Annotated in this window: 24 protein-coding genes; 13 read left to right on the top strand and 11 right to left on the bottom strand. The window is 65.8% G+C overall.

Annotated features, from left to right (window positions below; all coding sequences use genetic code 11):
• Window positions 1–124: 124 nt before the first annotated feature.
• Genes AKN83_RS13510 through AKN83_RS13460 form a run of 11 tightly spaced genes read left to right on the top strand, consistent with a single transcriptional unit; the run spans window position 125 to window position 10,532 of the window.
• Window positions 125–568, top strand: coding sequence for an SRPBCC family protein (locus tag AKN83_RS13510; protein ID WP_050402303.1), 444 nt, complete (start codon window positions 125–127; stop codon window positions 566–568).
• Between the two features lie 15 nt (window positions 569–583).
• Window positions 584–1,402, top strand: a complete 819-nt coding sequence (locus tag AKN83_RS13505) for an FAD binding domain-containing protein (RefSeq protein ID WP_050402304.1) — start codon at window positions 584–586, stop codon at window positions 1,400–1,402.
• Between the two features lie 6 nt (window positions 1,403–1,408).
• On the top strand, window positions 1,409–1,888 hold the full coding sequence (locus AKN83_RS13500) for a (2Fe-2S)-binding protein (RefSeq protein WP_050402305.1): 480 nt from the start codon (window positions 1,409–1,411) through the stop codon (window positions 1,886–1,888).
• A 12-nt stretch (window positions 1,889–1,900) separates the two neighbouring features.
• Window positions 1,901–3,484 carry a xanthine dehydrogenase family protein molybdopterin-binding subunit gene (locus AKN83_RS13495; protein ID WP_050402306.1) on the top strand — a complete coding sequence of 528 codons (1,584 nt, stop codon included), beginning with the start codon at window positions 1,901–1,903 and terminating at the stop codon, window positions 3,482–3,484.
• Between the two features lie 2 nt (window positions 3,485–3,486).
• The gene (locus AKN83_RS13490; protein ID WP_050402307.1) at window positions 3,487–4,509 is read left to right on the top strand and encodes a xanthine dehydrogenase family protein molybdopterin-binding subunit; all 1,023 of its coding nucleotides are present in this window, start codon (window positions 3,487–3,489) and stop codon (window positions 4,507–4,509) included.
• A 9-nt stretch (window positions 4,510–4,518) separates the two neighbouring features.
• Window positions 4,519–5,400, top strand: coding sequence for an AAA family ATPase (locus AKN83_RS13485; RefSeq protein WP_050402308.1), 882 nt, complete (start codon window positions 4,519–4,521; stop codon window positions 5,398–5,400).
• The gene (locus AKN83_RS13480) at window positions 5,397–6,521 is read left to right on the top strand and encodes a vWA domain-containing protein (protein ID WP_050402309.1); all 1,125 of its coding nucleotides are present in this window, start codon (window positions 5,397–5,399) and stop codon (window positions 6,519–6,521) included. The genes AKN83_RS13485 and AKN83_RS13480 overlap by 4 nt, the downstream gene beginning before the upstream one ends.
• Window positions 6,518–7,408, top strand: coding sequence for an amidohydrolase family protein (locus AKN83_RS13475; RefSeq protein WP_050402310.1), 891 nt, complete (start codon window positions 6,518–6,520; stop codon window positions 7,406–7,408). The genes AKN83_RS13480 and AKN83_RS13475 overlap by 4 nt, the downstream gene beginning before the upstream one ends.
• Before the next feature lie 46 nt (window positions 7,409–7,454).
• Window positions 7,455–8,303: an MBL fold metallo-hydrolase gene (locus AKN83_RS13470; RefSeq protein ID WP_050402311.1), complete on the top strand. Its 849-nt coding sequence runs from the start codon at window positions 7,455–7,457 to the stop codon at window positions 8,301–8,303.
• 18 nt (window positions 8,304–8,321) lie between these two features.
• Window positions 8,322–9,896 (top strand): isochorismatase family protein, encoded by a 1,575-nt coding sequence (locus AKN83_RS13465; RefSeq protein WP_050402312.1) that lies wholly within the window; start codon window positions 8,322–8,324, stop codon window positions 9,894–9,896.
• A gap of 9 nt (window positions 9,897–9,905) precedes the next feature.
• Window positions 9,906–10,532, top strand: a complete 627-nt coding sequence (locus AKN83_RS13460) for an FMN-dependent NADH-azoreductase (RefSeq protein WP_050402313.1) — start codon at window positions 9,906–9,908, stop codon at window positions 10,530–10,532.
• A 203-nt stretch (window positions 10,533–10,735) separates the two neighbouring features.
• On the opposite strand, the gene AKN83_RS13455 is transcribed toward AKN83_RS13460, so the two are convergent.
• From AKN83_RS13455 to AKN83_RS13440, 4 genes are all read right to left on the bottom strand, one after another.
• Entirely contained in the window at window positions 10,736–12,109 is a 1,374-nt protein-coding gene (locus AKN83_RS13455) for a sensor histidine kinase (RefSeq protein WP_050402314.1), read from the bottom strand.
• A complete protein-coding gene (locus tag AKN83_RS13450; RefSeq protein ID WP_050402315.1) occupies window positions 12,096–12,788 on the bottom strand; it encodes a response regulator transcription factor in 693 nt (230 codons plus the stop codon). Before AKN83_RS13450 ends, AKN83_RS13455 begins: the two co-directional genes overlap by 14 nt.
• A gap of 146 nt (window positions 12,789–12,934) precedes the next feature.
• Window positions 12,935–13,429, bottom strand: a complete 495-nt coding sequence (locus tag AKN83_RS40545) for a hypothetical protein (RefSeq protein WP_050402316.1) — start codon at window positions 13,427–13,429, stop codon at window positions 12,935–12,937.
• Between the two features lie 176 nt (window positions 13,430–13,605).
• Window positions 13,606–13,965, bottom strand: a complete 360-nt coding sequence (locus AKN83_RS13440) for a winged helix-turn-helix transcriptional regulator (protein ID WP_430641526.1) — start codon at window positions 13,963–13,965, stop codon at window positions 13,606–13,608.
• Window positions 13,966–14,064: 99 nt separating this feature from the next.
• Here AKN83_RS13440 and AKN83_RS13435 point away from each other — a divergent pair, with 99 nt between their 5' ends.
• The gene (locus AKN83_RS13435; protein WP_050402378.1) at window positions 14,065–14,649 is read left to right on the top strand and encodes a glutathione S-transferase N-terminal domain-containing protein; all 585 of its coding nucleotides are present in this window, start codon (window positions 14,065–14,067) and stop codon (window positions 14,647–14,649) included.
• 1 nt (window position 14,650) lies between these two features.
• On the opposite strand, the gene AKN83_RS13430 is transcribed toward AKN83_RS13435, so the two are convergent.
• The 4 genes from AKN83_RS13430 to AKN83_RS13415 form a co-directional block, all read right to left on the bottom strand.
• Window positions 14,651–16,990 (bottom strand): Tex family protein, encoded by a 2,340-nt coding sequence (locus AKN83_RS13430; RefSeq protein ID WP_050402318.1) that lies wholly within the window; start codon window positions 16,988–16,990, stop codon window positions 14,651–14,653.
• Between the two features lie 119 nt (window positions 16,991–17,109).
• Window positions 17,110–17,964: an amidohydrolase family protein gene (locus tag AKN83_RS13425; RefSeq protein ID WP_050402319.1), complete on the bottom strand. Its 855-nt coding sequence runs from the start codon at window positions 17,962–17,964 to the stop codon at window positions 17,110–17,112.
• Entirely contained in the window at window positions 17,961–18,998 is a 1,038-nt protein-coding gene (locus AKN83_RS13420; protein WP_050402320.1) for an aldo/keto reductase, read from the bottom strand. The genes AKN83_RS13425 and AKN83_RS13420 overlap by 4 nt, the downstream gene beginning before the upstream one ends.
• A gap of 132 nt (window positions 18,999–19,130) precedes the next feature.
• Entirely contained in the window at window positions 19,131–19,448 is a 318-nt protein-coding gene (locus AKN83_RS13415; protein ID WP_050402321.1) for a hypothetical protein, read from the bottom strand.
• Window positions 19,449–19,528: 80 nt separating this feature from the next.
• Between AKN83_RS13415 and AKN83_RS13410 the strand changes: the two genes are divergently transcribed.
• The gene (locus AKN83_RS13410; protein WP_050402322.1) at window positions 19,529–20,107 is read left to right on the top strand and encodes a TetR/AcrR family transcriptional regulator; all 579 of its coding nucleotides are present in this window, start codon (window positions 19,529–19,531) and stop codon (window positions 20,105–20,107) included.
• A gap of 2 nt (window positions 20,108–20,109) precedes the next feature.
• On the opposite strand, the gene AKN83_RS13405 is transcribed toward AKN83_RS13410, so the two are convergent.
• The 3 genes from AKN83_RS13405 to AKN83_RS13395 form a co-directional block, all read right to left on the bottom strand.
• On the bottom strand, window positions 20,110–20,949 hold the full coding sequence (locus tag AKN83_RS13405; protein ID WP_050402323.1) for a class I SAM-dependent methyltransferase: 840 nt from the start codon (window positions 20,947–20,949) through the stop codon (window positions 20,110–20,112).
• 48 nt (window positions 20,950–20,997) lie between these two features.
• Window positions 20,998–21,855, bottom strand: coding sequence for an alpha/beta fold hydrolase (locus AKN83_RS13400; RefSeq protein ID WP_050402324.1), 858 nt, complete (start codon window positions 21,853–21,855; stop codon window positions 20,998–21,000).
• A gap of 84 nt (window positions 21,856–21,939) precedes the next feature.
• Window positions 21,940–22,971, bottom strand: a complete 1,032-nt coding sequence (locus AKN83_RS13395; RefSeq protein WP_050402325.1) for a hypothetical protein — start codon at window positions 22,969–22,971, stop codon at window positions 21,940–21,942.
• Window positions 22,972–23,177: the final 206 nt, after the last annotated feature.

The following is a 23,177-nucleotide window of genomic DNA, read 5'->3' as shown; positions in this document are numbered from 1 at the left end:
GGGGCGGCGGTTCATCGTGGGGCCTGATCCCCCTCACCCGCGCCTTCGGCGCGACCTCTCCCCGTTGGGGAGAGGTGGTTCACGCGGTCACATCGACGCAAACGATTGGCATTGGATGCTAGTCATGCCGCATATCGTCAAAAGCACGATCCTGGATGCACCGACCGATGCGGTGTGGGCCGTGCTGCGCGATTTCAACGGCCATGACCGCTGGCACCCGGCGGTCGCGAGCAGCGGCATCGAGCGGGCGCAGCCGTCCGACAAAATCGGCTGCGTCAGGCGCTTCAAGCTGATGGACGGCGCCGAGCTGCGCGAGCAGCTGCTGGCGCTGTCCGACCTGGAGCAAAGCTTCAGCTACTGCCTGCTCGATACGCCGATCCCGATGTTCAACTACGTCGCGCATGTCCGCCTGCTGCCGGTCACCGACGGCGACCGCACCTTCTGGCACTGGGAATCACGCTTCTCGACCCGGACCGAGGACACGGATCGCATCACGCGAATGGTTTCGGAAGACATCTACCAGGCCGGCTTCGACGCCATCCGCCGGCATCTGAAGGAGGCCGCGTAAGCGGGAGAGGACATCATGCCAGTCACGGTGAAGACCTTTACCAGCACCCATGACGCCGCGGCGGCGTTGTCGTCGGATCGCGGCGCCCGCTATCTGGGCGGCGGCACGCTGGTGATGCGGGCGCTGAACGAGGGTGACATCTCGATCTCGACTATCGTGCGCGCCAGCGACCAGGCGATGACAAGGATCGATACGTCAGGCTCGCGCATCACGCTCGGCGCCGGCATCACTTTCGCGCGCATCTTGGCCGAACGCGAGCTCGGGTTTCTGCACGCTCCTGCCCGCTCGATCGGCGGACCGGCGGTGCGCAACATGGGCACGGTCGGCGGCAATCTGTTCGCGCCGGTGCCGTATGGCGACTTCACGGTCGCGATGCTGGCGCTCGACGCAACGGTCTCGGTGCAGGGCGGCCTCGGCGGCCGCGAGATCCCGATCGATGAGTTCCTGCAATCGCGCGACCGGCAGACCGGCGCGCTGGTACTGGCGATCTCCTTTGCCAAGCCCGGCAACCCTGATGCCTTCCGCTACCGCAAGATCGCGCGGATCAAACCCAAAGGCGGCGCAGTGATCACATTGGCGGCGCATCTGCCGGTCAACGGCAGTCGGATCGGCGGTGCCCGCATCGCGCTCGGCTCGATGGCGCCGACCCCGATCCGCGCCCGCGCAGCCGAACGTGCACTGGAAGGCCGTTCGCTAGACGCTTTCACGATCAACGCGGCCGCCGCGGCCGTCGTCGAAGGCACATCGCCCGGCGACAATGCCCTCGCCAGCGCCTGGTATCGCCGTGAGATCGTCGGCGTGCATCTCCGGCGCCTGTTGTCCGGGCAGGAATAAATCGCGATGGCCAAGACCCCTCTGCAATTCAGCCATAACGGTCGCGACGTCGCGATCTTCGTCGACGGCGGCACCAACCTGCTGGTCGCTCTGCGCGAGCTAATCGGCGACATGACGCCGAAATTCGGCTGCGGCCAGGGCGGCTGCGGCACCTGCAGCGTCCTGATCGACGGCGAACTGCATCTCTCCTGCCTGACGCTGGCCGAGACGGTTGCCGGCCGCTCGGTCGAGACGCTCGACGGCATCAAGGACGGTCCCAATCTGCACCCGCTGCAGCGCGCCTTCGCCGACAATTTCGCCGCGCAGTGCGGCTATTGCACGCCGGGCATGCTGATGGCCGCCAAGGCGCTGCTCGACCGCAACCCGCAGCCGAGCCGCGCCGAGGTGATCGAGGCGATCTCGGGCAACGTCTGCCGCTGCACCGGCTATGAGCCGATCATCAACGCCGTGCTGGCAGCCGCTTCCGGCGGCCGCGCCCGCGCGTAAGGGAACAGTGCCATGCTGGAATTGCGCAAGGACCTCTTCGCCGACGAGCGCGACGACAATCTGAAGGAAATCGGCAAGGGCACGCAGCGCCAGGACATGCTCGGCCATGTCACGGGCACCTCGCCCTATTTCGACGACCACAAGCTGCAGGGCATGCTGCACCTGAAGGTGGTCCGTAGCGCGCACTCTCATGCAAGGCTGCGGCGCATCGACACTTCGGAGGCCGAGCGGTCGCAGGGGGTGCGGCGGGTGATCCGCGCCTCCGACGTGCCACACAATTTGAACACGCTGCTCAGCCTGATCAATTTCGGCAAGGACGACGAACCGTCGCTCGCGCTCGACAAGGTGCGCTACAAGGGCGAACCGATTGTCGCGATCGTCGCCGACAGCCCTCGCGAGGCCTTTGAAGCCATCGCGAAGGTGAAGATCGACTACGAGCCGCTGCCGGCGGTGTTCGACGTCGAGGACGCGCTGAAGCCGGGCGCGCCCGTGGTCAACGAAGTCTATCCCAAGAACACCTTCACCTATCACGAGAGGTACGATCGCCAGCAGCTGCGCTTTGGCGACGCCGACCGCGCGCTCGCAGCGGCCGACCATGTGCTGGAGCAGCGCTACCAGATGTCGCCGATCGAACACGCCCCGACCGAGACCAACGGCTCGATCGCAGCGCCCGATACCAACGGCCGTTACATCGTCTATACGTCGACGCAGGCGCTGTTCTTCTCGGTCGACACCTGCGCAAAAATCCTCGACGTGCCCTCCAACACCTTCCATTTCATCGGCGGCACGGTGGGCGGCGGCTTCGGCGGCAAGGTCGATACCCTGACCGAGCCGCTCTGCATCCTCGGCGCGATGCTGACCGGGCGGCCGGTGCGCTACGTGTTCGGACGCGAGGAGGAGATGCAATATGGGCCGCCGCGCGGCGCCGAGCGCATCTACATCAAGGACGGCGTGATGCGCGATGGCCGCGTCGTCGCCCGCAAGGTGCGGGCCTATTTCGACAGTGGTGCCTATACGCGGCTGTCGAGCTATGCCGCGGTGAAATGCGCCGCGCATCTGCCCGGCCCCTACACAATCCCGAACGTCCATGGCGACGTCTACTGCGTGTTCACCAACCGCACGCCGGCGACCGCGATGCGCGGCTTCGGCGTCACGGCGATGGATTTCGCGATCGAATGCCAGATGGACAAGCTCGCCCATCTCGTCGGCATGGATCCGATGGAGTTCCGGATCCTCAATGCGTATCGCGACGGCGACATGAAAGCTCACCGCCGCGAGGCCAAGAACACGGCGTTGATCGAATGCGTGCAGGTCGCCGCCGAGAAGGCGAAATGGCCGCTCCGCGAGGAGTTCAAGCGGATGTCGTCGCGCAAGGATGGGGGCGGCGCGCGTGCCGCCGTGCCGCTGACACCGCGTGAAACGCACGCGCCACCGCCGGCCCCGTCGCAACAGCGCACCACCTATGACCGCGCGCCGGCCGCGACCCGCGAGCCGCCGCCTCCCCCGCCACCGCCATCATCTCCGCCACCGCGGCCGAGCGCGCCGTCGCACGGCGCCACCCGCTTCTCTTCCGTCTTCGGCACCAGGAGGCGTTGACCATGACCCGGCATCGCGGACGCGGCATCGCGTCGGTCAACTATCCCATCGGCATGAATCTCGGCGGCGATCCGAGCCAGGCGCTGGTGCATTCCAACCCCAGCGGCAAGTTCACCGTGGCGCTGTCCTCGATCGATCTCGGCCAGGGCATGAAGTCGGTGACCCGGCAGATCTGCGCCGAGACGCTCGGCGTGCCGGTCGAGGACGTCTATGTCGATACTGCCGACTCCGACACTGGCCCGCACTGCATGGGCTCGTTCGCCTCGCGCGGCACGCACCGCGTCGGCAATGCCGTGATGGCGGCAGCGCGGGAGGCCCGCGGCGTGATGATGGAGGCGGCCGCCGAGGAGCTCGAGGTGAATGCCGCCGATCTCGAGACCGACGGCCGCGGCAATATCCACGTCAAGGGCGCGCCACATCGCTCGATCTCGACCAAGGACGTCGCCATCGCCGCGCAGTTCAAGCAGGGCAAGACGATCTCCGGCCGCGGCATTTTCCTGGTGCCGCTGTCCGATGTCGACCCCGAGACCGGCGAGATGTCGCCGGCGACCTGTTACGCGCACGCCTGCCTGGTCGCCGAGGTCGAGGTCGACGACGAGACCGGTGAGGTCGACATGGTCAGGATGGACTCGGCCTATGAGCTCGGCCGCGCGCTCAATCCGCGGCTGGTCGAGCAACAGCTGGTCGGCGGCGCCTGGATGGGCGTCAGCCACGCCCTCTACGAGACGCCGGAGCCCTATTATCCGGAGCCGATACACGGCCCGCGCGATTTCGTCGAATACCTGATGCCAGGGCCCGGTGACATCTGTCCGCACGACATCGCAGTGCTGGAGCGCCCCGCACCCGACGGCCCGTTCGGCGCCAAGGGACCGGGCGAGATGTGCGCCAATCCGGTGCTGCCCGCCGTCGCCAATGCGATCTTCAACGCGGTCGGGGTGCGGATCGACGATCTGCCGATCACGCCGGAGAAGGTGTTGCGTGCGATCAAGGCGCAAGGCGGCGCGCGGCCGCAGCCGCGGCGCTGAGGTCTCTCCATGCCGGTCCGCAGCAACATCGTCGGCATCGATAGCCCCGAGGCGCTGGAGAAGGCGCTGCGTGCGGCCTATTACCTCGCCGACGACGGCATCGCGACGGCGTCCTATCTCTCGCTTGCGCTCGGCAAGCCGCTGCTGCTCGAGGGTGCCCCGGGCGTCGGCAAGACCGAGGCAGCGAAAGCGATCGCCGCCGTGCTCGGCCGCCGGTTGATCCGGCTGCAATGCTATGAAGGCATCGACGCCGCGGCGGCGCTCTACGAGTGGAACTATCCGCGCCAGATGCTGGCGATCCGGCGGGCGGGCGAAGAGAGCATCGACATCTACGGCGAGCCGTTCCTGATCGAGCGCCCGATGCTCGCCGCGCTGCGCGCTCCCGACGCGACCGTGCTCCTGATCGACGAAATCGACCGCGCCGACCAGGAGTTCGAAGCCTTCCTGCTCGAATTCCTCTCCGACTTCCAGATCTCGATCCCGGAGCGCGGCACCATCCGCGCCGCCGAGCATCCCGTCGTGGTGCTGACTTCGAACCGGACCCGCGACCTGCACGAGGCGCTGCGACGGCGTTGTGTGTATCACTGGATCGACTATCCGAACGCCGAGCGCGAGGCCCGGATCGTGATGATGCGCGCCTCCAGCGTCGCCGAGGCGACCGCCCGTGCCGTCGTCGCCGCGGTCGGCCGGCTGCGCCGCGAGCCGCTGAGCAAGGCGCCGGGCGTTGCCGAGGCGGTCGACTGGGCCGAGGCCGCAACCCTGCTCAACAAGGGCGGCGCGCGCTGGCCGGACGCCTTCAAACGCTCGATCGGCGTCGCGCTGAAGGACGAAGAGGACCTGCATTTCATCTCGCCGCGGCTCGATGCGATCATCGCGGAGGCTGCGGCGTGAGCGACGATCTCAGGCTGCCGCGCGCCGCGCAGTTCTTCGTGTCCTTTGTCGCGCTGCTGCGCGCCAACGGCTTCCTGGTGGCGCCGGAGCAGACCACGAGTTTTCTGGCCGCGATCGAACTGCTCGGGCCGCGCAGCCTCGAGCACATCCGCCGGGCCGGTCTGGCGACATTGGCGCCTCCGCCGGAGCGCCGCGCGACCTATGACCGGCTGTTCAATATCCATTTCCGTGGCGCTGAGGCGATCGAGCACGCCGAGGGCGAGGACGAAGACGAGGAGACCGTCCGCCTGCAGGAGGAAGGCCGCGGCGAGAACGAGCCGCCGCTTGCCGACGAGGCCAATGAATCAGGCCTCGCCGCGGCGCGGGCCGAGGCGCTGGTCGAGCGCAGATTTGCGCAAGTCCCGACCAGCGATCCGTTGCGTCGGCTGTCGCGCGAGGCGGCAAAACGGCTGCCGCGGCGCCGCAGCCACCGGCGACGGCGCGCGCGCAGCGGTCCATTCGCTGACCTCCGCCGCACTTTGCGTGACAGCGTACGCAATGACGGTGAGGTGCTGCGGCTCGGCCGGATGCGCCGCCGCCAGCGGCCCCGCAAGATGCTGCTCCTGATCGACGTCTCCGGCTCGATGAAGGCTCGCACTGAAGAGAACATGCGGCTGGCGCATGCGCTGGTGCAGGCGGTTGGCAATGTCGAGGTCTTCACCTTCGGCACACGGCTGACCCGCGTCACGTCGGCGCTGCGGCTGAAGCGCCGCGAGCAGGCACTGAGCGCGGCATCCTTCCTGGTCAGTGACTGGGACGGCGGCACGAGGATCGGCGACGCGCTGCAGGCCTTCCTCGCCGTACCGAGGTTCGGCGGATATGCCCGTGGCGCCGCTGTCGTGATCGTCTCCGACGGTCTGGAGCGCGGCGATCCGGCCGCGCTGAGCGACGCCGTCGCAAAACTGTCGCGCCGAGCCTGGCGCGTCAGCTGGCTGACGCCGCTCGCGACCGCGCCAGGCTTCAAGCCGCAAACCGAGGCGCTGATCGCGATCCAGCGCTTCGTCGATGATCTCGTGGACGGCGGATCGAGCGCGGCAGTCGTCGCGCATCTGCTGTCGCTTGCAACAAGGAGAGCGGCGTGACCGGCATTGTCGACGGACATCATCACATCTGGCGTCAGGCCGATCTCGCCTGGCTGTCCGGCCCGATGCAGCCGCGCATCTTCGGCCCCTACGAGCCGATCCGCCGCGACTATCCGATCGAAGAGTATCTCGACGACCTCAAGGGCACCGGCGTCACCCGCTCGGTCTATGTCCAGACCAATTGGCCGAACGTCCAATTCGAGGACGAGGCCGCCTGGGTGCAGCAGACCGCCGACGCTCACGGTTGGCCGCACGCGCTCGTCGCTTATGCCGACTTCTCCGTCGACGACGTCCGACCGCAGCTCGATCGATTAAAGCGCTATCCACTGGTGCGCGGCGTGCGCATGCAGCTGCACTGGCACGAAAATCCGCTCTATCGCTTCGCAGCTCGTCCCGATCTCTGTACCGATCCGGTGATCCGGCGCAATATCGGCCACCTCGCCGACTATGGTTGGAGTTTCGACTTGCAGGTGTTCGCGCCGCAGATGGTTGCTGCCGCCGGGCTTGCGGAGTCCTGCCCCGACGTGACCTTCATCCTGCAGCATGCCGGCATGCTGGAGGATCTGTCGCCGCAAGGCCGCGCCGCATGGCGCGCCGGCATGGCGCGGCTCGCGCAATGTCCCAACGTGGTGTCCAAGCTGTCCGGGCTCGGCACCTTCATCCATCGCAGCGATGCCGCGCATATCGCCGGTGTCGTGATCGACACGGTCGCGATCTTCGGCGCAGAGCGCTGCCTGTTCGGCTCGAACTTTCCGATCGAGAAGCTGTGGACCAGCTACCGCGATCTCATCGCGGCCTTCAAGGCGGCAGCCGAACGGCTCAGCCGCGAACAGCGCGAGGCGATCTTCAGCACGACGGCGGCGCGGGTCTATCGGCTGGGGCCATAGCCGCGCTGCGAACACGAACACAACAACGAACACGGGAGGGCGAGCGATGCCGTTGGAGATCAAGATTCTGGACTATGGCGATATCGAGCTGGAATCGAGCTTCCTCGTGCTCGGGCACAATTGCGGCCGCACCCGCCGCGTGCTGACGCTCGGCTTTCTGATCCTCGGCGGCCCCTACCCTGTGCTGGTCGACACCGGCTATCGCTCCAACCAGATCATGGAGACGCTCGGCATGCGCGGCCTCCAGTTCCACGAGAACATGATCGAGAACCAGCTCGCCCGCCACGGCGTGCGGATGGGCGACGTCCGCTTCGTCTGCCACACCCATCTGCACATCGACCATGCCGGCAAGGACGATCTGTTCCCGATGAACACGACCGTCGTTCTCAACCGCAAGGAGCTGGAATATTCCGTTTCCGGCCTGATGCACCCGCAATATCCCGCGCCTGACATCAAGCACCTGATCGACCGCCTGCACACCAAGAGCGCGCTGCGCCTCCTCGACCTCGAGATCACCGGCCCGGTCGAGTTGATGCCGGGCGTCTATTGCGACGCCGCCAACGCCCATACGGAAGGCTCGATGAACATCCACGTCCACACTGCCGATGGAATCGCCACGATCTGCGGCGACGTGATCTACGATTTCAACGACCAGATCGTGAATCCATTCAACGAAATCCACGACGCCGAGCCACGCACCACCGGCAATCATGGCACCAGCAAACGAGCGGAGAAGGCGTCGATCAAGAGGCTCCTGAACAACTCACGCTATCTGCTGCCGGTGCACGATCGCCCGGCGAAGATCGAGGGCGGCATGGTGGTCGGCCGCCTGCATGACCAGGTGCCGGGCCCGATCGTGCAGAGCCTGCCGCAGCGCAACTGGTTCCCGGCGTAGGGGCGGAGGCTTGATGCGATGACGCATGTCACGCTGCGCAGCGAGTTTGAAGACCTGATCGACCCCTACGCGCCGGTCGGCCAGGTCGGCACCGGCTTCGATTTCACGGAAGGACCGATCTGGCATCCGGTCGATCACTTCCTGCTGTTCTCCGACATGCCGGGCGACGTGCGCCGGCGCTGGGATGCACGACGCGGCGTAGTCGAGGTCAGGCGCCCGTCGAACAAGTGCAACGGCATGACCTATGATGCCGAGCTCAACTTGATTGTCTGCGAGCACGCGACGTCATCGCTGATCCGCGAGCGCCCCGACGGGCGGCGCGAGGTGCTGGCCTCGCATTACGAGAACCAGGAGCTCAACAGCCCGAACGACGTCTGCGTTCATTCGAGCGGAGCGATCTACTTCTCCGATCCCTGGTACGGCCGCATGCCGGTCTATGGCGTCGAGCGGCCACGCCAGCTCGGCTTCCAGGGCGTCTATCGCGTGCCGCCCGGCGGCGGTGCGCCGAAGCTCTTGGTCGACCGCTATCTGTTCGAACAGCCGAACGGGCTGTGCTTCTCGCCCGACGAGCGCATCCTCTACGTCAACGACACCGTGCAAGCGCTAATCCGCGCCTTCGACGTCAGCCCCGACGGCGCGCTCGGCAATCCGCGGGTATTCGCCTCAGGCATCCGCTCCGAGCTTGAACCCGGCCTGCCCGACGGCATGAAGTGCGATCAGCGCGGCAATGTCTGGGTTACCGCGCCCGGCGGCGTCTGGGTCTACTCGCCCGCTGGTGATCTGCTCGGCAAGGTCCGCCTGCCCGAACTCGTCGCCAACCTTGCCTGGGGCGGCGCCGATTTCCGCACGCTCTATCTGACCGCGACCCATTCGGTCTATGCGATCCCGACCAAGGTCGGGCCGCGCAACGAGCCTTATATGACCGGCAAGCGCGGCAGCACCGGCGCCGTAGCGTCGTCCTCGCCCGCGCCCAATCTTGCCGCCGGCGAGATGCAGATCGATCCGCAGCGCTGCGCGATGATCATCCAGGACATGCAGAACGACGTCATCATGGAAGGCGGCGCATTCGCCGACTCTGGCGCGCCGGCCCATGCCCGCCAGCAGCATGTCGTCGAGAATGTCCGCCGCGTCGCGGAGGCTGCGCGGGCGCGCGGCGTCGCCATCATCCATGTCTGGTTCGTGGTCGAGCCGGGCGCGCCCGGCGTGACGCTCAACGCGCCGCTGTTCGAGGGGCTGGTCGACAGCAAGGCAATGGTGCGCGGCAGCTGGGGCGCCGCGCCGGTCTCGGGGCTCGAACCGCGTCCGGGCGACTTCGTGGTCGAGAAGATGCGGATGAGCGCATGGGAAGGGACGAGGCTCGAGACCATCCTGAAAGCCACCGGCCGCGACATGATCATCAACACCGGGGCTTGGACCAACATGTCGGTCGAGCACACCGCGCGTACCGGCGCCGACAAGGGCTATTTCATGATCGTTCCGGAGGATTGCTGCTCGACCATGAATGCAGACTGGCACAACGCGGCGATCAATTTTGCGCTCCAGAATGTCTCCGTCGTGACCAACGCCGACACAGTCATCAAGGCGCTGGGCTGAGGAGGCGCGGTGCCGAAGCTGCTGCATCTTGACTGCTCTCCCCGCGCCGATTCGGAATCGGCGGCCGGCGCGCGCGTCTTTCTCGATCACTTCCGGGAGGTACGGCCGGACTGGGAGATCGACGCGACGAACCTGTGGCGCGAGCCGTTGCCGGAGTTCGAGGGCCATCTGCTCGAAGCGAAATACGCCCGGATCGGCGGCAAGGCCTTCACCAATTCGCAGCAAGATGCCTTTGCCGTCGCCGAACGCCTGGCCCTGCGGCTGTCGCTGGCCGACCGCGTGCTGATCTCGACGCCGATGTGGAATTTTTCGATTCCCTACAAGCTCAAGCAGTGGCTCGATGTCATCATCCAACCCGGGCTGACCTTCCGCTTCGATCCGGCGCTGGGCTATCTGCCGCTGCTCAAGGACCGCCCGACGGTTGCGATCATCGCCAGCGGCAGCGACTTCGTCACCGGCATGAACCGCGGCCGCATCGACATGGCGACGCCCTATCTGCGCGAGGTGCTGCGCTTCATCGGCATCAGCGACGTGCGCTTCGTCCCGATCGGCCCGACCACCGGACCCACCGAGCCGATCCGCACGGCCCGCGAAGCCGCGCACCGGAGGCTCGCGGAGATGGCGGCGCGGTTTTAAGCTCCTCTCACCACATCGTCGTCCTGGCGAAGGCCAGAACGACGGTTAGTTTGCGGTGGAAGAGTTGCCCGTCGGGTTGTCGCCCTTCCCCTTCGTCATTTTGGGGCGACGCGAAGCGTCGAGCCCGGAATCCATCGAGCCGAATTATGCGCGGAGCAATGGATTCCGGCTCGCGCTGCGCGCGCCCCGGAATAACGAAAGATCTACGTTTCCGCTGCTGGAAACACCAGCCTGCACAACAACCCCGGCGCGTTGTCGCGCAATTCGATCTTTGCGCCGTGCAGGCTCGCGACCGCGGCGACCAGGCTGAGGCCGAGGCCGTTGCCCGGCGTGTAGCGGCTCTGCTCGAGCCGGTAGAAGCGCTTGAAGACCTGATCGTGCTGTTCGGCGGGAATTCCGGGACCGTTATCGGCGACCGAAATCACCGGCTCGCCCTCGTCGTTGTCGCAGGTCACGGTCACCCGTCCGCCCGGACGGCCATGCTTGATGGCGTTGTCGACGAGATTGGCGATGGCGTCGAACAAGAGGTCGCGATCGCCGGTGACCAGCACCGCCGGATCGCCGGCAAGGTCGAGATGGGTGGTGACCTCTTCGGCGGCGGCATCGTAGAGCTCGACCACCTCGCCTGCGATCTCGACCAGGTTAACGATGCGGAACGCGCCCTTGCGGGCCCGCGTCTCGATCTCGGAAATCCGCGTGATCGATGCGAACATCCCGAGCACCGCGTCGAGATCGGCGATGGTGTCGCCGATCAGCGCCGCATCGCCCTCCCCGTTGCGTGGGGCGTGATAGGCCTTCTCGAGCCGGCCGCGCATCCGGGTCAGCGGCGTGCGCAAATCGTGGGCGATATTCTCGCTGACCTGCTTGATGTCTCCCATCAGGGTCTGGATGCGATCCAGCATCAGATTGAGGTTCTCGGCGACGCGATCCCATTCGTCGTGACTGCCATGGAGCGGGATACGCTGATCGAGGCCGGAGAGCATGATGGCGCGGCTGGTCGCATTGATCGACTCGATCCGCCCGACGGTTCGCCGTGTGACCCCGATGCTGGCGGCCGCAGCAAGGCCGATGATCAGCATGACGACGGCGATGCCTGCGGCCCTGATCTGTGCCATGAAGCCGTCGAGATCGCTGATGTCGCGCCCGACCAGCAGCCGATCACTGCCCGGCAAAGTCTTGGTCACAGCGCGCACCAGCGCGGTTGCCGAAGGCCGCTGTGGCAGCGAGGTTCGAAATTCGGTCCATCCATCTCCAACGGCGTCTGCTGGCCATTGCGTGAGATTTCCCGCAAGCACCACGGATCCGGGGCCGACCAGCAGATAAACCTGATCGGCAAGACCCTTGTTCGCGATGCGTTGTGCGATCAACGCGGTCAGGCCATCGCGGCCGGACCGCGCATAGGTGTCATACAGGCTCGCTTGCTCGGCCATAATGGCGCGGTCGGACCTGTCGCGCACGTACGACAGCGTCGACCAGTATACATAGGCGAAGATCGCGGACACGATCAGGCCGAACACGCCGATGGCGATCAACGCCAGGCGGAAGGTCGACGATCGGAGGGTTTTAGCCAGGAGCACGGAGGCAGTACCCGATGCCGCGGATCGTGTGGATCAGCGGATAGGCTTGCTGGTCGTCGACCTTGCGACGCACCCGACCGACATAGACGTCGATGATGTTGGTCGAGGGATCGAAGTGCAGGTCCCAGACATGCTGCAGCAGCATGGCGCGCGACACCACTCGGCCTTCGTTGCGCGCGAGATATTCAAGCAGCTGGAATTCCTTCGGCAGCAGCGGAATCTTGCGACCGCGGCGGCTTGCCGTCCGCGCAATCAGATCGACCGCGAGATCGCCGACCCGCAGGATGGTCTCCTTTGCAACGGTCTCACTGCGGCGGCCAAGCGCTTCCAGTCGCGCCAGCAGCTCGACAAACGAAAACGGCTTGACCAGGTAATCGTCGCCGCCCGCGCGCAAGCCACGCACACGATCATCGACCTCGCCGAGCGCGCTGATGATCAGGAACGGCGCCGCGATGCCGTCGTCGCGCATCTGGCGCATCACCGTGATACCGTCGATGTCGGGCAGCATGCGATCGATCGTGATCACGGCATAGTCGCGCGCCGCCCCCTGGCTCAACGCCTCGCGGCCGTTCGCCGCCAGATCCACCTCATAACCGCTGGTGGTGAGCTCCTCGACGAGCTGACCGGCGGTTTCCGGATCGTCCTCGACGACGAGAATGCGGCGGTGAGCTCCAGTCATGTTCTTAAACTCTCCGAGTTGTCCTGAACTCCCCGAGTTCTCGAACTCTCCGAGCGCCCCGCAACGGTCGCCGCCAGACTATCCCATTCCGGGGCTGGATGGAACGCCTGGCGACGACCGCGACAACGGTGCGGTTGATTGGGCGATCACCAATAGTCGCCGCACACATTGATCCACTGCGGACCGTAAGAGGTCCATACCCTGCGGTAGCAGCCGTTGTAGTAATCGGCATAGACGTAGGGCCCGCCGAAGAAGGCGAAGCGATGGAAGCGGTGGTGGTGGAAGAAGCCGCCATGATGGAAGAAGCGCGCGCCGTGGAATCCGGCGCCGGCAAAGCGCGGGCCGAATGCCGGTGCGCCTGCGAAGCGAGCGCCGCCGAAATGCCCACCGGCAAAATGCCCGCCGCCGCCCATCGCGGCGAACGCCATTCCGCCACCATGCATGCCGCCGAAGCCGCCGCCATGCATACCACCACCCATGGCACCACCAAAGCTGCCGCCATGGCCGCCACCGAAGCCACCGCCGCCGCCATGTCCGCCGCCACCACCACCACCGCCGCCTCTAGCGAGGGCAGCGGGTGCAAGTGCAACGCTTACGGCGAGCGTCGCCGCGGTGAGAAACGTGAAGAGCCTGTTCGTCATGAAATCCTCCCTGATTGGGACCGCGGCGAACCTCGTGGCGCGGCATGCAGAGCATGATCAGAAGACGCAAGCGTGAGGCCGACTTCAACTGACAAATGCGCCAGATTCTGACGCCGGATTTAGTTTCGGCGAGACCTGCTCAATGACGGCGCTCTTCAACCCGACTTCGTCGCGCTTCAAGTGCGGCTGGTGTCGTATCGCTGACGGTTTTCACGAATGATTGTACGGTGCGCGACCGCCCATTCCGCAAGCTGCCGCACTGTCCCTGAAAGCGAGAGCCCGAGTTCGGTCAATGCATACTCGACCTGCGGAGGCGTGCTGGAGCGGACCGTGCGCGCGACCATGCCGTCGCGTTCAAGCGCCTTGAGCGTGCGCGTCAGCATCTGCTGCGAGATGCCGGCGACGTGACGCTTGATGTCGTTGAAGCGCCGCGGCCGATCGCGAAGCGCCACCACGACCTGAATTGTCCACTTGTCGCCGACCTGATTGAGAATCTCGCTCACCCAGCGACAACCGGCGGAAGCATCGACCGACACGGGCACATCCATATGACCTGGTCCTGAAGATATGCGTTTGACGACATAGTCACGCATCTGCTGTTGGTCAACAAGTCGGACCACGTACGGAGAACTATGATGATCCTCTACTACGCCCCCGGTGCCTGCAGCCTGGCGGACCACATCGCACTGATCGAGACGCGCCTTCCCTACAAGCTGATCAGCATCAATCGCGACAAGCGGACCGAAGACGGGCGCGACTACCTGACAGTCAATCCCAAGGGCTACGTGCCCGCGCTGGAGCTCGACGACGGAACGGTGCTGACCGAGAACCTCGCCATTCTGGCTTACATTGCACACCGGAGCGAGGCGTTGCTCCCCGAGGATGGTCTCACGCGCTGGCGCGCGCTTGAGGCCATCTCCTTCATGGCCACCGAGATCCATGGCGGCTTGCGACCCTTCTTCAAGAACCTGCCAACGCCCGAGAAGGAACGCGCGCGGAACCTGTTGATCAAGCATTTCGCTGTTCTCGCGCAGCAGCTCGGCGACAAGGCTTTCTTGTTGGGCGATCGAATGACGATCCCCGACCCCTATCTTTTCTGGGCGCTGAAATGGGCGCCCGTACACGGGATCGAGGTCCCGGAACGGCTACAGGCCTATTTCGCCCGCATGAAAAGCTTGCCGTCCGTCGAACAAGCGCTCGTCGAGGAAGGACTGGCTTGACCTAGGTCGGCTTGCCGCGCCCGCTCTTCTCGGCGGCGCGGCGCAGCGCGTCGGCGAGCGCGCCCCCGCCGGACTGTTCCTGCGGACGGCGCGACGCCGACGACGTCATCTTGGCCGAGCCGCGCGAGAAATCGCGTGACTGTCCCGCATTGTCCTTCTTGGCTCCGACCTCATCGTCGAGCCGCAAGGTCAGCGCGATGCGCTTGCGCGCGACCTCGACGTCCAGCACCTTAACCTTGACGATGTCGCCCGGCTTCACGACTTCGCGCGGGTCCTTGATGAAATTCCGCGACATCGCCGAGATGTGCACCAGGCCATCCTGGTGCACGCCGATATCGACGAAGGCGCCGAAGGCGGCGACGTTGGTCACCGTGCCCTCGAGGATCATGCCCTGCTTGAGGTCCTTGACCTCTTCGACGCCGTCCTTGAACACCGCCGCCTTGAACGCGGGACGCGGGTCGCGGCCGGGCTTTTCCAGCTCGCGCAGAATGTCGGTGACGGTCGGCAGACCGAACGTGTCGTCGACGAAGGATTGCGGCTTCAGCCCGCGCACCACGTCGGCGTTGCCGATCAGCGCCTTGATGTCGCTTTTGGTGGCCTCGAGGATGCGGCGCACCACCGGATAGGCTTCCGGATGCACGCCGGATGAATCGAGCGGGTCCTCGCCATTGCTGATGCGCAGGAAGCCGGCGCACTGCTCGAACGCCTTCGGCCCGAGCCGCGGCACGTCCTTCAGCGCCTTGCGCGACTTGAACGGGCCGTTGGCGTCGCGATGCTGCACGATGCTCTGCGCCAGCCCCTGACCGATGCCCGACACCCGCGCCAGCAGCGGCACCGAGGCGGTATTGGCATCGACCCCGACCGCGTTCACGCAGTCTTCCACCACTGCATCGAGCGAGCGCGCCAGCTTGGCTTCGCCGAGATCGTGCTGGTACTGACCGACGCCGATCGCCTTCGGTTCGATCTTGACCAGCTCGGCCAGCGGATCCTGCAGGCGCCGCGCGATCGAGACCGCGCCGCGAATGGTGACGTCGAGATCGGGCAGTTCGCTCGAGGCAAAGGCGGAAGCCGAGTAGACCGACGCGCCGGCTTCGGAGACCACGATCTTGGTCATCTTGCGCTCGGGCAGCCGCTTCACGAGCTCGGCGGCCAGCTTGTCGGTTTCGCGCGAAGCGGTGCCGTTGCCGATCGCGATCAGCTCGACGCCGTGTTCGATCGCAAGCTTGCCGAGGATGGCCAGCGCCTCGTCCCAGCGCCGCTGCGGCTCGTGCGGGAAGATCGCCGTGTGCGCCACCACCTTGCCGGTGGCATCGATCACTGCGACCTTGACACCGGTGCGATAGCCCGGATCGAGCCCCATGGTGGCGCGCGGGCCGGCCGGCGCCGCCAGCAGCAGGTCGCGCAGGTTCGAGGCGAACACGCGCACCGCCTCGGTCTCCGCCGCGGTCCACAGCCGCATCCGCAAATCGATGTTGAGATGGATCTGGATCTTGGTGCGCCAGGCCCAGCGTACCGTCTCCGTCAGCCACTTGTCGCCCTTGCGGCCCTGGTTGGAGATCGCAAACCGGTTCATGATCCTGAGTTCGTAGAGGCCGGGCACGCCGGCGACCGGCTCCTGTGCTTCCGGCTTGATCGCGAGGTCGAGGATCTCCTCCTTCTCGCCGCGGAACAGCGCCAGGATGCGGTGCGACGGCAGCTTCGGCAGCGGCTCGGAGAAATCGAAATAGTCCTTGAACTTCTCGCCGTCGGTCTTCTTGCCGGTGCGGACGGTCGAGACCATGATGCCGTTCGACCACATCTCCTCGCGCAGGGCGCCGATCAGGTCGGCATCCTCGGCGAAGCGTTCGACGAGGATGGCGCGCGCACCGTCCAGTGCAGCTGCGACGTCGGCGACCTGCTTCTCGGCATTGACGAAGGGAGCAGCCGCCTCGTTCGGATCGTTCTGCGGTTGCGTCAAGAGGAGATCGGCGAGTGGCTCGAGTCCGGCCTCCTTGGCGATCTCGGCCTTGGTGCGGCGCTTCGGCTTGTACGGCAGATAGATGTCTTCCAGACGACCCTTGCTGTCGGCCGCCATGATCTGGGCTTCGAGCGCAGCGTCGAGCTTGCCCTGCTCGCGGATCGAGTTGAGCACCGCGGTGCGGCGCTCCTCAAGCTCGCGCAGATAGGTCAACCGCTCTTCCAGAGTGCGCAACTGGGCGTCATCTAGCGCGCCAGTGAGCTCCTTGCGGTATCGCGCGATGAATGGCACCGTGGCGCCGCCGTCGAGCAACGTCACCGCCGCCTCGACCTGCTCATCGCGAACCCCAAGCTCCTGCGCAATCTGATGATGGATCTTTGCCACGCCTGTCTCTCTCACCCCGTTGCGCCGCCAAATCACCGGCGTCGCGGACGCCGCTTATGAACCATCCCGGATTGATTCATCAAGGCGCGCTGTGGATCAAATGAGGCGCAGGCTGCGATCTATTTCCGGGATGGCGACCGCCCGCGGCTTGACAAATAGATGCGCGCCGCATTGCCGCCGAAAATCGCGCTCCTCTCGTCACTTGACAAATCAGCCAGCAAGGTCTCCGCCGCCGCGAACCAGTGCGCATAGCCGCCGGCGAGATTGACGACCGGCCAGTCACTGCCCCACAGCATCCGCTTCGGGCCGAAACATGCCAGCGCGTGATCCACCGCCTCGCGCAGATCGGCAACCTGCCAGTTTGGCGCTGCCTCCGTCGCAAGGCCCGACAGCTTGCAGGCGACGTTGGGCCGTGACGCAAGGTTCGCGATGTGGTCCTTCCAGGCCGCGATGTCGCCGGTTGCGAGGTGCGGCTTGCCGAAATGATCGAGCACGAATTGTAGATCCGGATGGCGATCGACCACCTGAACCAGCCGCGGCAGATGGCGCGGCAGCGCCAGCGCGTCGAAGACCAGATCATGCCGAACCATCGCCTCGAGCGGCGCCGCCAGTTCCGGCCGCAGCAGCCAGTCGTCGTCGGCGATGTCCTGCACCATCGGCCGCAGGCCGACCAGCAGTTCGCGATCGGCGATCGCATCGATCCGCGCCGCGGCATCGGCGGCGTCGAAGTCGATCCAGCCGACCACGCCGCGCACCAGCTCGGCACCGTTGGCGACGTCGAGCATGAACGCCGTCTCGGCCTCGGTCGGCGCGGCCTGCACCAGGATGGTGCCCTCGATGGCGGCCGCGGCGAGATGCGGCGCGAGATCGGCCAGGCCGAAGTCGCGATAGATCGGCCCGCGTTCGGGCGTCAGCCAGCCGTAATCGGCGCGCGCCAGCGTCCAGACATGGTGGTGGGCGTCGATCCGCATCATGCCGGCACCGGCGCGTGCTGGTCGAGCAGCTCCTCGGTCTTCAGATCGCGCCACAGCGCGGCCGGGACCGGCGACGACAAGGCGGCGACGTTGCGCTCGACCTCCTGCGGCGTCTGCGCGCCGAGCACGAGGCTCGCGACCGCCGGATGGCCCAGCGCGAAATGCAGCGCCGCGGTCGGCAGCGGCACGCCATGCGCGCGGCAGACGTGCTCGATCGCCGCGACCTTCTGCATCACGTCGGGTGGCGCGTCCTTGTAGTTGTATTTGGCGCCGGCAACCGCGCCGGTCGCCAGGATGCCCGAGTTGAACACGCCGCCGAGCATCATGCCGATGCCCTGCTGCTCCGCCAGCGGCAGGAACTCGGCGAGCGCCGGCTGCTCCAGCAGCGAGTAGCGGCCGGCGAGCAGCATGGTGTCGAACGTCCCCGCCTTGGCGAAGCGCACGCACATCTCGGCCTCGTTGACGCCGATTCCAATACCCCGGACCACGCGCTCGGAGCGGAGCTTGTCGAGCGCGACATAGGCGCCTTCCATCGCCTCGCGAAACCGCGCCTCAATGGCCTCAGCTCCGTGGGTCCAGACGTCGACGTCGTGGATCAGCAGCAGGTCGATGCGATCGGTACCGAGCCGCAGCAATGACTGCTCCACCGAGCGCATCGTACCGTCATAGGAATAATCGACCACCGCGCGATGCGGCGCGCCCCCGACGAAATTCGAGCCGTCGCCGCGGCTGCGGAACGGGTCCATCCAACGCCCGACCTTGGTGCAGACGACGATTTCGTCGCGCGCCACGCGGCGCAACGCCGTGCCGCTGCGGTGCTCGGCGAGGCCATGGCCATAGAGGGGGGAGGAATCCAGCAGGTTGATGCCCAGCGTGAACGCCTGCTCCGCCGCGGCGATCGCGGTGGCATCATCGAGCTGCGCGAACAGATCGCCGAGCGGCGCGGTGCCGAAACCGAGTATGGAGACATCGAGCCCGGTGCGGCCGAGCCTGCGACGTGGTAGCGCTGGACGTGAGGATGGAGATTGGTTCACCGTGACGGCTCCCTCGCAGTTTTCTTACTTGCAGGGAAAGTAGCCTTGCGGACGCCTCCAACACAAGCAGATGCGCCCGGCATGCGCCGTCAAGAGTTCCGCGCCCTTTGAATTTGACGTGACGATGCAATACTATTCGTGGTCGGCAACGATCTGCTCGGCGACATTGTCGACCACGACGGGGCTTTCGAAATAGGCGACGGTCGGATCGGCGCCATATTTCTCGCGGGCACGGGCGCGCCAGGCATCGGTGTACAGCGCTTCCGCCTCGCTCCGCGAGTTCCAGAAATAGATGCCGCCGGCCGTCATGCCGTCCTCCGACAGCACATAGGTCTTGCGAAACAACCCCTGGACGCCGCGATAGATCGGTGCGGTGCTCAGGAAGATGCTGCGCGCTTCCTCGCGCGTGACCGGCTTCGGCAATCTGAACGTCGTGACGGCGGTGATCATCTGGACCTCCTTGGCATCATTCTTGACATCATTGTTAATCTTGACGACAGTGTCAAGGATGGTTTGATGGAGCGAACCGAATGGTGGGCATACGACAGTTTGACGAGGACGAGGTCATCGCAACCGCGCTCGACGTGTTCTGGCGCAAGGGCCTGCACGATGCGACCATGCTAGACCTCGCGGCGGCGACCGGCGTGCAGCGCGGCAGCCTCTACAACGCTTATGGCGACAAGGAAGCGATCTTCCTGCGCGCCTTCGATCGGTATGCCAGGCAATTCCTGGAGGCGGCCGGCAACGCGCTGTCCCACGGCGACGCTGCGGCGGGGCTGCGGCACTTCTTCGACATGATCATCGTTAACATGACCGACGGCTCGCCGCCGCGCGGCTGCCTGACCACGCGCACCGCGCTCGACGCGGCCATTTCAAGCGCAGATGTCCGTCAGCGCGTGCAGGATATGCTCACGCGGCTTGAGCAGCAGATCGCCAAGGTCATCGGCACGGCACCGGGCAAGCGTAGCGTGGCCGATGCGAACCGGCTGGCACGCGTCATCGTGACGTACACGCGCGGGCTGGCCGTGATGGAGCGCGCCGGATACACCCGCAAGCAGTTGAGGGAAATGGCCACGACGTTCATCGACGCGGTCGTTGGCAACGCCTGAGGTCAGCCCGGCCGCCTGCGCGACCATGCGCCGACGAAGGTCGGCAGCGCAAAGACGCCCTGCACGGCGACGACCTCGGTGCGCAAGCGGTCGGCAAAGCTATCCAGCGCCAGCTCGGCTTCAGTGGCGACACCGAGCTTGACGATATGCGGCAGGTTGCTGCGCAGGCCGCTCGCCATATAGTCGTAACCATCGAAATCCGCCCCGCCTCCGGCCGGCGCAAACAGGCTCATGCGTGGCACCGGAAGCCCGGCGGCGACGAAGGCGCCATGCAACGACAATCCCATCCGGTTGTTCAGACCCGCCCGGCGGAACATCTCCTTCACGGTGCCCCAAGCCTGCGACAGCAGCGGCGACGGCGGATTGGCGATCGGCCCCTCGCCCCAGTCGAGATCCTGGAACGCCACGATGCCATCGGGCTTGATATGCCCGAGCAAGCGCCGGATCAATGCCGCGGGATCCTTCACATAGATCAGCACGAGCCGGCCGACGACCGCATCGAAATCCCGATCCAGCTCGATCGTGCTGATATCTCCGACCTGGAACGAGACGTGGCGGAGGCCGAGCGAGCGCGCCGCGCCCGCGGCTTCTTCGACGATGGCGGGGTTGCTGTCGACCCCGACCACCGCTCCGCTTTCGCCGACCAGGCCCGCGGCAATGAAGGATACGTTGCCGGCTCCGCTTCCGATGTCGAGCACTTTCATGCCCTGCGAGAGCCCGGCCTCCTTCAGGAGTTGCCATGTGGACGCATCATAGAGCTGCGACTGGCGCTTGAGCCTGTCGGTTTCCGCAGCCGAACGCCCCATCACGTAGTTCGGATCGTAGCCGGACGTCTCTTGCATGGATCTACCCGTCTTCGGTTCGTAAAATAGAGGCTGCCGCGGCCGTGCTCACTCCGGCTGCAGGCTCAACAGGAAAGTCTGCAGATCCGCCGCGAAACGTTGCTCGAACGCGATGGAGCGGTGGGGTGAATGGCCGCAACCCTCGTAGCGAACGATGTCGGCACGCGGATTGTCGTGAGCGAAGCGCGCATCGTGGTCCTCCAGCAGGGCCGCCCCACATCCAGGATCGGCCTGAATGATCCTGACGGGACAAAGGAATTCCCGCTTGGTCGGAATCGCCGCAAGAACCGAGGTACCAACGTTTCCGTCCGCCCAGCACCGCCCGTCCTGTCGCTGCAGCGCAGACGCATGGCTCAGCAGATGACGGGGGCCGAAATGATCGCGGCCGATCCCGCCCATCGGCGTCGGAGAGTCTGCAACGAACGCCAGATACGTGCCGAGCGGCGCGCGCGCCTGCTGCCACGCGGCCTGACGCGCGCTGACGATCGCAAACAGTTTTGGGAACGCCGACTTCTCCCACTCGCCTGGCTGGCCAAGATACCACGGCGGGTCTTCGAGCAAGGCGGCGCGCACGCTAGCATTGCCACTTTGTGCCAGCACCCCGGCAACGCAGCCGCCGAGCGAGTGTCCGACGATCGCCGCCGGACGCCCGATCACGGCCAATGCGGTCTCGGCGTCCGACACATAATCGGAGAGCGAGTAGCCCGAGGCCCGATCCGAGTGCCCGTGTCCCCGGAAATCCAGCGTCCAGACCCGATATCGATCCTTCAGCCGATCGCCGAGTTCCTGCCATGTGTCCCGGCTGAGCGACAGTCCGTGCAGAAACAGGATCGGTTCACCGTCCGCCGGGCCAACGACCGAAGCAGCAAGCCTGACGCCGTCATTGTCGAGTGTAATATCGGTCACCGAACATCTCCGTTACGAAATTCCATCAGCATTAGACACCGGCCGGCTGGCTTGCCGCTCGGCGCGAGCTATCGTCCGCCGATCTCAGCGTCCGATCTGCCGGAACTTGTCTGTGAGGCCGTCGAGATAACCGACCCAGGTCGAATTGATCGGCTGGTTCTCGATCAGCGCGTGGAAGCGGATCATCATGCAGATCAGGAATAGCGGCTGGATGAATGCTGCGCGCACCGTCACCGCCAGCAGGGCCGCAGTGAAGACGGTGAACATGGCGCCGTACTCCCTGACAGCCTCCGGCAACCAGACGGTCACCACTCCGGCGGGGACCAGCAGCACCAGGCAAAGCAGGATGCTCAGGATCCGCTCGACGATGACCATCCAGACCGACGTCGCCAGGATCGGCTTGGCGTTCTGGCAATAATAGACCAGTCCGTCCTGGATGTTGCGCCTCGGATCGTCGCCGCCGCGCGCCAGATCGTAGGACAGCACGACCTTGTCCAGATAGCGCGTCGCGGCCGACAGGATGGTGTTGAGCAGACCGACGATCGCCTTCATGCCCGGCGCCGGCAGCCAATCGCCAAGCGTGTCGAGCGCATTGTGAAACGCACGGAGCACGGCGCGGATCAGCGCGTTAAGCCCGAACAGGACCGCGACCTCGCCGAACCGGTCCATCACGATCCGGCGGCCATAGGCAAACTGCCCCTCGGTGCCATTGCCGATGCTGCCGCGCGTCATCAGCTCGGTCAGCACGGCGACATGGCCGCAGGCGATCATGTGAAGCGTGTAGCGCAGGATGGCGCCCCAGATCCATCCGCCGAGCAACAGAACGCCAAGCAGCCAGCAATAGCCGAACACGCTGGCAACGTGGGTGCCGAGCCAGACTGCGCCGCCCACCGCAACCACGGCCCAGAGGGCGCACGCCGCGGCAAAGGCCAGCAGCACGCCCCAGCGCGCCAGCGCGTAGGGCAAGGTTTCGACCAACAGCTTCAGCGCCGTCGCCAAACCATGATCGCGAACCAGCAACGGATAGGAGTGGGACGCACCCTGGGACTGTCCCGTGGCGCGCCAATCGGCTGAGCCGCCGCGGCCGCCGCCATTGCTCAGGCTGATGTCAGACACGTGTTGCCTCTTGCTGGCTCTTGGGTTGCCGTGATCGATCGAAATCCGATTGAATGGGATCGTTTTGGGAATCGTTATTGCGGGATCAGCTCGACGCGCTGACTGACGCGGCAATCTGCCCTTTTCGGTCGCGGACCGGGCGTCACAGCGCCAACACCTCCGGGGCTGGCAGAGGGTTGGTCCGTTGGCGCTGTGACCCGGCACAG

Source organism: Bradyrhizobium embrapense (genome assembly GCF_001189235.2).
Taxonomy (GTDB): Bacteria; Pseudomonadota; Alphaproteobacteria; order Rhizobiales; family Xanthobacteraceae; genus Bradyrhizobium; species Bradyrhizobium embrapense.
The sequence above is the reverse complement of the archived record's forward strand: the minus strand, read 5'-3'. Positions and strand labels throughout refer to the sequence as shown.